The 11,753-nt window shown below is 69.3% G+C and carries 13 protein-coding genes; 11 read left to right on the forward strand and 2 right to left on the reverse strand.

The window, feature by feature from the left end; translation table 11 throughout:
* The first annotated feature begins 3 nt into the window (after nt 1–3).
* From ABIE51_RS04935 to ABIE51_RS04985, 11 genes are read left to right on the forward strand one after another with little or no spacing between them, the layout of a single operon-like run.
* On the forward strand, nt 4–582 hold the full coding sequence (locus ABIE51_RS04935) for a hypothetical protein (RefSeq protein WP_192632440.1): 579 nt from the start codon (nt 4–6) through the stop codon (nt 580–582).
* Nucleotides 583–594: 12 nt separating this feature from the next.
* Nucleotides 595–1,206, forward strand: coding sequence for a hypothetical protein (locus ABIE51_RS04940; protein WP_192632441.1), 612 nt, complete (start codon nt 595–597; stop codon nt 1,204–1,206).
* Nucleotides 1,203–1,829: a cob(I)yrinic acid a,c-diamide adenosyltransferase gene (cobO, locus tag ABIE51_RS04945; RefSeq protein ID WP_192632442.1), complete on the forward strand. Its 627-nt coding sequence runs from the start codon at nt 1,203–1,205 to the stop codon at nt 1,827–1,829. The genes ABIE51_RS04940 and cobO overlap by 4 nt, the downstream gene beginning before the upstream one ends.
* Nucleotides 1,826–3,124, forward strand: coding sequence for a cobyrinic acid a,c-diamide synthase CobB (locus ABIE51_RS04950; RefSeq protein ID WP_354503559.1), 1,299 nt, complete (start codon nt 1,826–1,828; stop codon nt 3,122–3,124). The genes cobO and ABIE51_RS04950 overlap by 4 nt, the downstream gene beginning before the upstream one ends.
* Nucleotides 3,121–4,038, forward strand: coding sequence for an adenosylcobinamide-phosphate synthase CbiB (cbiB, locus tag ABIE51_RS04955; protein WP_192632443.1), 918 nt, complete (start codon nt 3,121–3,123; stop codon nt 4,036–4,038). The genes ABIE51_RS04950 and cbiB overlap by 4 nt, the downstream gene beginning before the upstream one ends.
* Nucleotides 4,031–5,026: a threonine-phosphate decarboxylase CobD gene (gene cobD / locus ABIE51_RS04960; protein ID WP_192632444.1), complete on the forward strand. Its 996-nt coding sequence runs from the start codon at nt 4,031–4,033 to the stop codon at nt 5,024–5,026. Before cbiB ends, cobD begins: the two co-directional genes overlap by 8 nt.
* The gene (locus ABIE51_RS04965) at nt 5,023–6,495 is read left to right on the forward strand and encodes a cobyric acid synthase (protein WP_354503562.1); all 1,473 of its coding nucleotides are present in this window, start codon (nt 5,023–5,025) and stop codon (nt 6,493–6,495) included. Before cobD ends, ABIE51_RS04965 begins: the two co-directional genes overlap by 4 nt.
* On the forward strand, nt 6,483–7,004 hold the full coding sequence (gene cobU / locus ABIE51_RS04970) for a bifunctional adenosylcobinamide kinase/adenosylcobinamide-phosphate guanylyltransferase (RefSeq protein ID WP_157029434.1): 522 nt from the start codon (nt 6,483–6,485) through the stop codon (nt 7,002–7,004). The genes ABIE51_RS04965 and cobU overlap by 13 nt, the downstream gene beginning before the upstream one ends.
* Nucleotides 7,001–8,047: a nicotinate-nucleotide--dimethylbenzimidazole phosphoribosyltransferase gene (cobT, locus tag ABIE51_RS04975; protein ID WP_192632445.1), complete on the forward strand. Its 1,047-nt coding sequence runs from the start codon at nt 7,001–7,003 to the stop codon at nt 8,045–8,047. Before cobU ends, cobT begins: the two co-directional genes overlap by 4 nt.
* A gap of 2 nt (nt 8,048–8,049) precedes the next feature.
* On the forward strand, nt 8,050–8,598 hold the full coding sequence (locus ABIE51_RS04980; protein ID WP_192632617.1) for a histidine phosphatase family protein: 549 nt from the start codon (nt 8,050–8,052) through the stop codon (nt 8,596–8,598).
* Nucleotides 8,583–9,344 carry an adenosylcobinamide-GDP ribazoletransferase gene (locus tag ABIE51_RS04985; RefSeq protein WP_502913255.1) on the forward strand — a complete coding sequence of 254 codons (762 nt, stop codon included), beginning with the start codon at nt 8,583–8,585 and terminating at the stop codon, nt 9,342–9,344. Before ABIE51_RS04980 ends, ABIE51_RS04985 begins: the two co-directional genes overlap by 16 nt.
* A gap of 3 nt (nt 9,345–9,347) precedes the next feature.
* Here ABIE51_RS04985 and ABIE51_RS04990 read toward each other — a convergent pair whose 3' ends face one another.
* A complete protein-coding gene (locus ABIE51_RS04990) occupies nt 9,348–9,995 on the reverse strand; it encodes a YceH family protein (protein ID WP_192632446.1) in 648 nt (215 codons plus the stop codon).
* 10 nt (nt 9,996–10,005) lie between these two features.
* Nucleotides 10,006–11,691 carry a YbaL family putative K(+) efflux transporter gene (gene ybaL / locus ABIE51_RS04995; RefSeq protein WP_115841464.1) on the reverse strand — a complete coding sequence of 562 codons (1,686 nt, stop codon included), beginning with the start codon at nt 11,689–11,691 and terminating at the stop codon, nt 10,006–10,008.
* Nucleotides 11,692–11,753: the final 62 nt, after the last annotated feature.

An 11,753-nucleotide genomic window follows, 5' to 3' on the forward strand; every position in this document is an offset into this window, starting at 1 on the left:
TCGATGAAACCCCTGCCACGCAACGTCAACCTGACACTGTTCGCCGCGTTCGCGACGTTCATGGTCGCCACGCGCTTCCATCACTTCGGCGACGTGCTGCACCTGCCGGATGCGTCGATGGCGCTGTTCTTCCTCGGCGGGCTGTACCTGCGAAAGCACTGGCGGTTCGCGGCGTTCATCGCACTGGCGGTGGTCATCGACTGGATCGCGATCGAACACGCCGGCGTCAGCGATTTCTGCGTGACGCCGGCGTACTCGTTCCTGCTCCCGGCGTACGGCGTGCTCTGGTACGCCGGGCGGCTCTACGCAAGCCGCTTCGACACGCGATGGCGTTCGCTGCTGGGAACGACGGCCGTGGCGCTCGTCGCGTCGTCGCTGTCGTTCGCGATCTCCAACGGCGCGTTCTACTGGCTGGGCGGACGCTACGCGGATCCGCATTTCGCCGAGTACGTGGCCCGCGCGTGGCAATGGGGCCCGCTGTTCGTGCGCACGACGATGACCTACGTCGTCGTTGCCTTGGCAGTGCATGCGATCGCGGCGTCCGCGCTCGCCTTCCGTGCCGAACGCACGGCCGACCGCTGAACGGAGACGATCATGTCCGAGCTTCCTACTGCTTCCGCGAGCCCACTTCCGATTGCCTCGACACGGACGCAGATCCTCGTCGGTGGTGCGCTCGCCGCGCTGATGATCGCCACGCGCGGCCAGCACTTCGCCAGCGTGGATGCGCTGCCGAGTGCATCGTGGGCCGTGTTCTTCCTTGCCGGCGCGTTGTTGCGGCCGATGTGGGCGCTGCCGACGTTCTTCGTGTTGTCGTCGGTTCTGGATTTCGCCAGCCTCGCGACCGGCACGATCACCGACTGGTGCCTGTCGCCCGCGTACTGGGCCGTGGCGCTGGCGTACGCGTCGCTGTGGTTCGGCGGCACGTTCTACGCACACCTGCACCGCGATCGCTGGAGCACGATCCCGCGGCTGGCGCTGGCGCTCGTCGTGACGGCGAGCATCGCGTACCTGATCTCGAAGGGTGGATTCTGGTTCTTCTCGGGCCGCTATCCGGAGCCCACGCTCAGCGGCTTCCTGGCGCGCATCCCGCAGTACTACCCGCGCGCGCTCGGCACGCTCGCCGGGTATGTGGGCGTCGCCTTCGCCGTGCGCGCGGTGATCGTCAGGTCGATCTCGCTGCGCGCGGCGAGGGGCGCGCCCGCATGAGCGCGGGCGCCGACCGTCGCGGTCTCACGCCCGACGAACACCATCGCGAACGCGCGCAGCGCAAGAAGGAACTGGTGGACCGCCGCATCGCGCGCGCCACGATCGATCGCGGCGTCGTCGTGGTGAATACCGGCAATGGCAAGGGCAAGAGTTCGTCCGGCTTCGGCATGCTCGCGAGGTCGCTCGGTCACGGTTTCCGCTGCGGCGTGGTGCAGTTCATCAAGGGCAGCTTTTCGACGGGCGAAGAGGCGTTCTTCCGGCGATTCGACGATCTGGTCGACTACCACGTGATGGGCGAGGGCTACACCTGGGAGACGCAGGACCGCACGCGCGATGTCGCTGCCGCAGGCGCGGCGTGGGACGTCGCGGCGCGCATGCTCGCCGATCCGGCGTACGACTTCGTGCTGCTGGACGAGTTGAACATCGCGCTGACCAAGCAGTACGTCGACCTCGACGCCGTGCTTGCCGCGCTCGCATCGCGGCCGTCGCGACAGCATGTCGTGATCACCGGTCGCGGCGCGCCGGATGCGCTGGTCGATGCCGCCGACACCGTGACCGAGATGCGCGTCGTCAAGCACGCGTTCAAGGCCGGCATCAAGGCGCAGCACGGCATCGAGCTGTGAGTGCGCACCTTCGCCACTGCCCGGCGTTGCTGGTCTCGGCGCCTGCGTCCGGGCAGGGCAAGACGAGCGTGACCGCGGCCCTCGCGCGCTGGCACACGCGCCAGGGGCGTCGCGTTCGCGTGTTCAAGACCGGGCCGGATTTCCTCGACCCGATGATCCTCGAACGTGCCAGCGGCGCTCCGGCCTACCAGCTCGACCTGTGGATGAACGGCGAAGCGGACGTGCGCGCGCGTCTCCATGCTGCGGCCGGCGGGGCCGACCTCATCCTCGTCGAAGGCGTGATGGGCCTGTTCGACGGCGCGCCATCGAGCGCGGACCTCGCGCAGGCCTTCGGCTTGCCCGTGCTCGCGGTGATCGACGGCTCGGCGATGGCGCAGACCTTCGGCGCGCTGGCGACGGGCCTGGCGCGATATCGCGACGGTCTCGTCGTGCACGGCATCGCGGCGAACCGCGTGGGCAGCGCGCACCATGCACGCCTGCTGCGCGAAAGCCTTCCCGCCGACCTTCATTGGCTGGGTGCGTTGCCGCGCGATCCCGTTCTGGCACTGCCCGAACGCCATCTCGGCCTCGTGTCGGCCGGCGAGTTGCACGACATCGACGCGCGGCTGGATGCGCTGGCCGACGCCTGGGAGCAACACGCGACGACCGCATTGCCGCCACGCGTGGCGTTCGATTCGAACGAAGGGTTGCGCGCGCCGGAGAGCCTGCGCGGCGTGCGCATCGCCATCGCGCGCGATGCGGCGTTCTGCTTCCTCTATCCGGCCAATCTCGATCTGTTGCGCGAAGCCGGCGCCGACCTGCGCTTCTTCTCGCCGCTGGCGGGCGATGCGCTGCCCGAATGCGATGCCGTCTGGTTGCCGGGCGGTTACCCCGAACTGCACCTGCATGCGTTGTCGCAGCGCATCGATCTGCACGTCGCGTTGCGTGCCCACCGCGCGGCGGCAAAGCCGTTGCTCGCAGAATGCGGCGGCTTGCTGTTCGCGCTGGATTCGCTGGCCGATCGCGACGGGAATCGCGCACCCATGGCGGGGTTGCTGCGCGGTACGGCCGCGATGCAGCCACGGCTCGCGGCGCTCGGCCTGCAGTCGGTCGTCTTGCCTGGGGGCACGCTGCGCGGCCACACGTTCCATTACGCGAAGGCGACGGTCGATGCCGCACCCATCGCGTTCGCGACGAATCCGAACAAGGGGCCGAGTGCGGAAGCCGTGTACCGCGAAGGGCGGATGACGGCGAGCTTCGTGCACTTCTACTTCCCGTCCGATCCGCTTGCGGCGACGAGGTTGTTCGCGCCATGAGCATCGCGTTCGCCATGCTCGCCGCCGTCGCGCTCGACGCACTGCTCGGCGAGCCGCGGCGTGCGCATCCCCTCGTGATGTTCGGGCGGATCGCATCGCTGATCGAACACAGGCTCCACGCCGACAGCCGCGTCGTCGGCGCGCTGGCATGGTGGTTGGCCGTCGCGCCGCCGGTGCTCGCGGTGGCATGGCTGACGCACGCGTTGGCGTCGTGGATGTCCTGGATCATCGCGGCCTTCGTGCTGTATCTCGCCATCGGCCATCGCAGTCTCGCCGAACACGCGCGAGCGGTGGAATCCGCATTGCGTGCGGGAGACCTGGAGACGGCGCGTACGGCGGTCGCGCGCATGGTCAGTCGCGACACCGACGCGCTGGATGCGTCGCAGGTCGCCGCAGCGGCCACCGAATCGGTGCTCGAGAACGGCAGCGATGCGGTGTTCGGCGCGTTGTTCTGGTTTGCGCTGCTCGGCGCACCGGGCGCGCTGCTGTATCGGCTGGCGAACACGCTCGACGCGATGTGGGGCTATCGGACGCCGCGCTTTGAGCGGTTCGGCTGGGCATCGGCGCGCATCGACGACGTGATGAACTTCCTGCCCGCGCGGCTCACGGCATTGACGTACGCCTTGCTCGGTGACCGCGCGAGCGCGTGGCGCAGCTGGCGCGCGCAGGCGCCGTCATGGGACAGCCCGAATGCGGGCCCCGTGATGGCTGCCGGCGCTGGCGCGTTGCGCGTGCGCCTGGGCGGGGCCGCGCCCTATCACGGCCGGTGGGAAGCGCGCCCCGCGCTCGGCGAAGGTTCGGCACCCGATGCGGATTCGATCGCGGCGGCGCTGCGACTGGTGCGGCGCGGTGTCTGGCTCTGGCTGGCGCTGATCGTCGCTGCATCGGTGCTCGTGGGAGGTTTCGATGCTTGAACATGGAGGCCGCCTGCTGCGCGCCGCGCGCACGTACGGGATCCCGCCGGAACACTGGCTGGACCTGTCCACTGGCATCAGCCCGTTCGCGTGGCCGGTGCCGCCGATTCCTGCGGCCGCGTGGCACCGCCTGCCGGAAGACGACGACGGACTGCTGGCGGTCGCAAAGGACTACTACCGCGCTTTGGCGTTGCTTCCCGTCGCGGGATCGCAGGCCGCGATTCAGACGCTTCCGCGCTTGCGCGCGCGATCGCGCGTTGGCGTGATCGCGCCCGGCTACGCAGAGCACGCGCACGCGTGGCGCGCCGCCGGCCATGACGTCGAATGCCTTCCGGCGGCCGCGTTGCTGGCGGAACACGCGCGCTTCGATGTGATCGTGCTGATCCATCCGAACAATCCCGGTGGCGAACGTTTTGAACGCGCGCAGCTGCTCGCGCTGCATTCGACGCTGGCACGACGCGGAGGGTGGCTCGTCGTCGACGAGGCGTTCATGGATGCGACGCCGCAGGACAGCCTCTGCGACGTTAGCGATCGCGACGGATTGATCGTGCTGCGTTCGGTCGGGAAGTTCTTCGGCCTTGCGGGGGCGCGCGCAGGCTTCGTGTGCGCGGCACCGTCGATACTCGCTGCCTTGAACGAAGTCCTGGGGCCGTGGACGATCCCGGGCCCGAGCCGCCACGTGCTGCGCGTGGCGCTGGCAGACACGGCATGGCATGCAATGCAGCGCGAACGACTCTCCGCGTACGGCTCGCGATTGCGCACGACGCTTGAAAGCACCGGCTTCCTGCCGGACGCCGGCTGCGCCTTCTTCCAATGGAAGCGCGATCCGCGCGCCGCTGCGTTGCACGACGCGCTGGCGCGACGCGGCATCCTGACGCGGCTGTTCGATACACCGTCGAGCCTGCGGTTCGGCCTGCCGCCGGACGATGCGGGATTCCGCCGGCTCGACGAGGGCCTGCGCTCGGCGTTGCAGGAGGTCGGACCGTGAGCGCGCGCGTGCTGATGGTGCAGGGTTGCACGTCGGATGCAGGCAAGAGCACGCTCGTCGCCGCGTTGTGCCGGTGGCTGCGTCGCCGTGGTGTCGCCGTGGCGCCGTTCAAACCGCAGAACATGGCGCTGAATTCGGCCGTGACCGAGGACGGCGGCGAGATCGGCCGGGCGCAGGCCGTGCAGGCGCAGGCGTGCGGCCTTGCACCGCACACCGACTTCAATCCCGTCCTGCTCAAACCGAGTAGCGACACCGGCGCGCAGGTCATCGTGCACGGCCGCGCGGTCGCGCAGCTGGATGCGCGCGCGTACCACGACTACAAACGCATCGCGCGCGACGCGGTGCTCGCCTCGCATGCACGCCTGTGCGAGCGGTTCGAAGCCGTCATCGTCGAAGGCGCCGGCAGTCCCGCGGAGATCAACCTGCGCGCGAACGACATCGCCAACATGGGCTACGCCGAAGCGGTGGATTGCCCGGTGATCCTGGTCGCCGACATCGACCGCGGCGGCGTATTCGCGCATCTGGTCGGCACGCTGGCGCTGCTCACCGCCAGCGAGCGTGCGCGCGTACGGGGCTTCGTCATCAACCGCTTCCGCGGCGACATCGCGCTCCTGCAGCCCGGCCTTGAATGGCTGGAGCGTGAGACAGGCAAGCCCGTGCTCGGCGTGCTGCCGCACCTGCCGGGCCTGCACCTGGAAGCGGAGGATGCATTGCCGAAGTCCAGCGACAAACATGGCGCATCACTGCGCGTCGTCGTACCGGTGCTCCCGCGTATCAGCAACCACACCGATCTTGACGCGCTGCGCGCGCATCCGCAGGCCGAGGTGATCTTCGTCGGGCCGAACGAAACACCGTCGCCTTGCGACCTGATCGTGTTGCCAGGCAGCAAGGCAACCCGCGCCGACCTCGCATGGTTGCGCGCGAACGGCTGGGAGGAGGCGATCTCGCGCCACCTGCGTTACGGCGGAAAGCTGTTGGGCATCTGCGGCGGCCTGCAGATGCTCGGGCGCGCCGTGCACGATCCGCACGGCATCGAGGGCGAGTCGGGCAGTAGCGCGGGTTTCGCGTTGCTCGATCTGGAAACGACGCTCGAACCGGAGAAGCAGCTGCGCAACGTGACGGGCCACCTGTTGCTCGACGACGCGCCCCTGCGTGGGTATGAGATCCACTGCGGCACGAGCGTCGGCGCCGCATTGTCGGCTCCCTCGAGTCGGCTCGACGACGGGCGCGTCGATGGTGCGATGTCCGATGATCGACAGATCATCGGCACCTATGTCCACGGCATCTTCGATCACCCCGATGCGCTGGCGGCGCTGCTGCGATGGGCGGGGCTGCGTGACGCGCAGCGCATCGACATCCACGCATTGCGCGAGGCGTCGATCGAGCGCATCGCCGATGCGGTCGACGCGCACCTGGACTGCGGTGCGCTGCTCAGGATCCTCGACCGGGAGGACGCATGCGAAGCCTGATCCTCGGCGGCGCACGCTCGGGAAAGAGCGCGCTGGCCGAACGAATCGCGACCGAGTCCGGCCGCGAGGTGGTCTACATCGCAACCGCGCAGGGCGGCGACGGCGAGATGCGCGAGCGCATCGCGCATCACCGTTCGCAGCGGCCCTCGCACTGGCGATGCGTCGAGGAACCGGTGGCGCTGGCGACGACATTGCGCGAGCACGCGGACGACGGGCGTTGCGTGCTGGTCGACTGCCTCACGCTGTGGCTCACCAACCTGCTCGCGGATCCGGATGACGCGCGCTTCGAGCATGAGCGCGTCGCGCTGCTCGACGTGCTGCCGGACCTGCGCGGCGACATCGTGCTGGTGAGCAACGAGGTCGGCCTCGGCGTCGTGCCGATGGGCGCGCTGACGCGGCGCTTCGTCGACGAGGCCGGTCGCCTGCACCAGGCGCTCGCACGCCGCTGCGATCGCGTGCTGTTCGTCGCGGCGGGATTGCCGCTCGCATTGAAGGGAACATACGAATGAACGATGCATGGTGGTCGCGCCCGTGCGCCGCGGCGGACGCCGACGCCGCGTGCGCCGCGCTCGCGCGACAGGGCAGGTTGACGAAGCCGCCGGGGTCGCTCGGCAGGCTCGAAGACATCGCGGTGTGGTGGGCGGCGCGGCAGGGCACGGAGCGCCCCGGCGTGGAACGCGTCTGGATCAGCGTGTTCGCCGCGGATCATGGCGTCGCGGCGGAGGGCGTGTCCGCGTTTCCGCAAGCCGTGACGGGCGAAATGCTCCGGAACTTCGCGACCGGCGGCGCGGCTATCGCGGTGCTTGCGCGTCATCTAGGGGCGCGGCTGGACGTGGTGAACCTCGGCACCGTCAACGATCCGGGCGAACTGCCCGACGTGCATCGCGCGCTAATCGCCCCCAGCACGGCGAACTTCTGCGACGCGCCGGCGATGACGCGCGAGCAGCTGCGCGAGGCGATGCAGGTCGGCGCCGATCGCGTCGCGCTCGCGCTCGACAACGACGCCGATCTGTTCGTCGGTGGCGAAATGGGCATCGGCAATACGACGGCCGCGACTGCGCTGTCATGCGCGCTGCTCGGCGACGCCCCCGAAGCACTGGCCGGCAGCGGAACGGGGCTCGATGACGCCGGCATCGCACGCAAGTGCGGCGTGGTGCGGCGTGCGCTCGCGCGTCACGCCGATGCAGACGGCGCACTGGACTGCCTGCAGCGCCTGGGCGGCTTCGAGATCGCCGCGCTCGCCGGAGCCTACATCGCGGCAGCGCAAGCGCGACTGCCGGTGCTGGTCGATGGTTTCATCACGACGGCGGCAGCGCTCACGGCCGTGCGCCTGAACGAAGGCGTGCGCGAGTGGCTCTGCTTCTCGCATCGCTCGCACGAACGCGGCCATCAACGCCTGCTGGACGCGCTTCACGCGCAGCCGCTGCTCGACCTGGACATGCGTCTGGGCGAAGCCAGCGGCGCGGCCGTGGCTGTCCCGTTGTTGCGCATGGCATGTGCGCTGCATCGCGAGATGGCGACATTCGAACAGGCGGGTGTCTCACGCGCATGAATTTGCCAGGAAACATCGAACTGCTGCGCCACGGCGACACGGGCCAGCGCAGCTATCGCGGCCAGCTGGATGACGCGCTGATCGAACTGGGTTGGTCGCAATTGCGGGAGGCAGTGATCGGGCGCGAGTGGACGCACATCGTGTCCTCGACGCTGCAGCGCTGCGCGCGATTCGCGCGCGAACTGGGGGACGCGCGCGGTTTGCCCCTGCATCTGGATGCGCGGCTGGCGGAATACCATTTCGGCCAGTGGCAAGGCGTTCCGATCGAGACGCTTGCGCAGGAGCAGGGCGACGCACTTGGACGCTTCTGGGCCGATCCCGTGGCGAACCCGCCGCCGGGCGGCGAGACGTTCGCGCAGTTCCGTGCGCGCCTTTCGGCGGCGATGGACGACATCGCTGCGATGGCCCCGCACGGTCGCGTGCTCGTGATCACGCACGGCGGGGCGATCCGTCTGCTGCGCTGCGTAGCCGAGCGACGCGACTTCGGCGACATGGCCGGCATCGACGTGCCGCATGCGTCGCTGCATCCGATCGTATGGCCGCCGGCGTGATGCGCGGTCTGCTGGTCGCGATCGGTTTCCTCACGCGCATCCCGGTTCCGGCACGCGTGTTCGACGATGCTTCGGCGAGGTCGCAATCCCTCGCGTGGTACCCGCTGGTCGGCGTGCTCATCGGCACGTTGTTGTGCGCGCTCGTTTGGGCCTTGCCTGACGCGAAGCCGCTGCTCGTTGCGGCCATCGTGCTGCTTGCGTGGGTCGCGATCACCGGCGCCTTGCACCTGGACGGGCTGGCCGACAGCGCCGACGCGTGGATCGGCGGCATGGGCGGCACGTGGGACCAGCGGCGCACCCGCACGCTCGACATCATGAAGGATCCGCGCTGCGGACCGGCGGGCGTGACCGCGCTCGTTCTCGTGCTGCTGATGAAGTTCGCGGCACTGGCGAGCCTGCCGGCCGATGCGTGGACATGGCTGTGGCTCGCGCCGTTGCTCGCGCGGATGGCCGCGACGATCGCATTCGTGACCACGCCTTACGTGCGAAGCGGCGGCCTGGGGAGCGGTCTCACGAATGCGCCGCGCGCCGGATGCGCGGTCGCGCTGTTGCTGGGCGCCGCGGCATGCGCGAGCGCGGGCATGCGGGGCGCGCTTGCGCTCGCCCTCGCGACCATCGTTTTCCTGCTGTGGCGACGCGCGTGCGTGCGTCGGCTCGGTGGCATTACCGGCGATACGACGGGCGCGCTGGTGGAGATGATCGAAGCACTCGTGCTGCTCGGCATCGCGCTGATGCCGGACGTGTGACGCTCAGCCCGCGTCGCGTGCGGATTCGAGCGCGCTCAACCGTGCTTCCAGTTCCGCCACGCGTTGCTCCAGTTCCGCCACGCGTTCAGCCATCGGCGAAGACGGCACGCCTGCGCCGCTCGGCGCAGACGACATCACGCCCGGATCCGGCTCGCCGCTGAGCAGGTGCGCGAAGCGCTCGCCACGCTGGCCCGACTGCCGCGGCAGCGCAACGACGAGCGCGGGCGAGCGGCGCGACAGGCGTTCGAGCGCGTGCTGCACGTCCTCGATGTTCTCGAAACGCGCGAGGCGATCGGTGCGCGACATCAACTCGTACGCGGTCTGCGGGCCGCGCAGCATGAGCAGGGCGAGCAGCGCCGTCTGCGGACGCGTCAGGCTGAGCACGGCTTCGAGGCGATGCGAATAGCGTTCCGCACGCGCCGTGTGTTGCGATTTCACCCAGCCGCGCGTTTCCAGTCGGCGCAGTGCGTTGCCGACTTCGCCCGGTTCGAGCTCCATCACCGGCTCGCGAGCGGTCTTCTGGTTGCACGCGAGCACGATCGCGTTGAGCGTGAGCGGATAGGCGTCGGGCGTCGTCGCCTCCTTCTCGAACAACGACGCGAGGATGCGCGCGTCGATCGGCGACAACTGCGGTGCGGCTTCGTCAGTCATGCGTGTTTCCTCAGGCGGTTGCCGGCGGCAGGTGCCTTGATCCGCGGTAGTGCGGCGTGGCCATCACCATCTCAGCGAGGCTGTGCGCGAGTTCGCGTTCGGCCATCACCGCACCGTCGGCGCCGTGCTGCAGCAGGTGCTTCACTTCCGCATCGCTGTGCGCGCGCGCGACGATGGTCAGCGCCGGATTGATTTCGCGGAGCCGCGCGATGATCTCGCCGGCCTCCAGTGCATTGGGAATGGCGACCATCACGGTGTTCGCGCGCTCCGGCGCGGCCTCGCGCAGCACGCGTTCGTTGGCCGCATTGCCGCGGATCGCGGGAATGCCCGCGGCACGTGCGCGCGCGACGAGGTCTTCCTCCCCGTCGATCACGACCAGCCCGACGCCACGTTCGGTAAGGAGTCGGCCCAGTTCGCTGCCGACGCGGCCGTAGCCGATCTGGATCACGTGGTCGCGCAGGTCCGGCGCGATCGGCGGGTACATGTGCTCTTCGACGACGTCTTCGCGCAGCGCTTCCTCGCGCGCCTCGCGGCGGTCGAGCCACGCGAACAGGATCGGGTTGACGATGATCGACAGCAGCGCGCCGGCGAGGATCAGGTCCTGGCCTTCCTTGGGCAGCACTTCCAGCTGCAGGCCGAGGCCGGCGAGGATGAAGGAGAACTCGCCGATCTGCGCCAGGCTGGTGGAGATCAGCAACGCCGTGTTGCGCGGCTTGCCGAACGCACGGACGATCGCGTACGCCGCGATCGACTTGCCCACCACGATGATCAGGAACGTCGCCAGCACCTGCAGCGGGCGTTCGATCAGGATCATCGGATCGAACAGCATGCCGACCGAGACGAAGAACAGCACCGCGAACGCATCGCGCAGCGGCAGCGTTTCGTTCGCCGCCTGATGGCTGAATTCGGATTCGTTGAGCACCATGCCGGCGAAGAATGCGCCCAGCGCGAACGACACGCCGAACAGCCCGGCCGAACCGAACGCGACGCCCAGCGCGATGGCGAGCACGCACAGCGTGAACAGCTCGCGCGAACCGGTACCGGCCACGCGCTCCAGGATCCAGGGGATCACGCGGCGCCCGACGATGAGCATCACCGCGACGAAACCGCCGACCTTCGCCAGCGTCTTGAACAGCGCTTCCCACACGGCCACGGCACTGGTGTCGCCGCCCTTGAGCAGGCCGGCCAGCGCCGGCAGCAGCACCAGCGCGAGCACCATCGCGAGGTCCTCGACGATCAGCCAGCCCACCGCGATGCGGCCGCGGCCGGTTTCCACCAGACGTCGCTCCTCCAGCGCGCGCAGCAGCACGACGGTGCTGGCGACCGAAAGCGACAGGCCGAACACCAGTCCCGCGCCGTGCGACCAGCCCAGCAGCAACGCCATGCCCCAGCCGAGCGCGGTGGCAAGCGCGATCTGCGCCAGCGCGCCGGGCAGGGCGATCGCCTTCACGTCGAGCAGGTCGCGCAGCGAGAAATGCAGTCCCACGCCGAACATCAGCAGGATCACGCCGATCTCCGCCAGCTGCGGCGCGAGGGTCTGGTCGCCCACGAAGCCGGGCGTGAACGGGCCGGCGACCACGCCGGCGAGCAGGTAACCCACCAGGGGCGACAGGCGCAGTTTCTGCGCCATCGCGCCGAAGACGAACGCCAGCACGAAGCCGGCCACGAGGATCGCGATGAGGGACGTGTGGTGCATCGGCTCTCCGATGAGGGATCCTGTTCAGGATGTGGGCCGGACCGGATCCATGCAACCCGCAA

Origin of the sequence: Lysobacter sp. OAE881, assembly GCF_040546665.1 — a bacterium.
GTDB lineage: Bacteria > Pseudomonadota > Gammaproteobacteria > Xanthomonadales > Xanthomonadaceae > Lysobacter_J > Lysobacter_J soli.

Excerpts from the sequence above, each read along its gene's own strand:
- cobD (WP_192632444.1), top strand. The coding sequence starts at position 4,031 with ATGCTTGAACATGGAGGCCGCCTGCTGCGCGCCGCGCGCACGTACGGG.
- ABIE51_RS04935 (WP_192632440.1), top strand. The coding sequence starts at position 4 with ATGAAACCCCTGCCACGCAACGTCAACCTGACACTGTTCGCCGCGTTC.
- cobO (WP_192632442.1), top strand. The coding sequence starts at position 1,203 with ATGAGCGCGGGCGCCGACCGTCGCGGTCTCACGCCCGACGAACACCAT.
- ABIE51_RS04985 (WP_502913255.1), top strand. The coding sequence starts at position 8,583 with ATGGCCGCCGGCGTGATGCGCGGTCTGCTGGTCGCGATCGGTTTCCTC.
- ABIE51_RS04940 (WP_192632441.1), top strand. The coding sequence starts at position 595 with ATGTCCGAGCTTCCTACTGCTTCCGCGAGCCCACTTCCGATTGCCTCG.
- ybaL (WP_115841464.1), bottom strand. The coding sequence starts at position 11,691 with ATGCACCACACGTCCCTCATCGCGATCCTCGTGGCCGGCTTCGTGCTG.
- cobU (WP_157029434.1), top strand. The coding sequence starts at position 6,483 with ATGCGAAGCCTGATCCTCGGCGGCGCACGCTCGGGAAAGAGCGCGCTG.
- cobT (WP_192632445.1), top strand. The coding sequence starts at position 7,001 with ATGAACGATGCATGGTGGTCGCGCCCGTGCGCCGCGGCGGACGCCGAC.
- ABIE51_RS04990 (WP_192632446.1), bottom strand. The coding sequence starts at position 9,995 with ATGACTGACGAAGCCGCACCGCAGTTGTCGCCGATCGACGCGCGCATC.
- cbiB (WP_192632443.1), top strand. The coding sequence starts at position 3,121 with ATGAGCATCGCGTTCGCCATGCTCGCCGCCGTCGCGCTCGACGCACTG.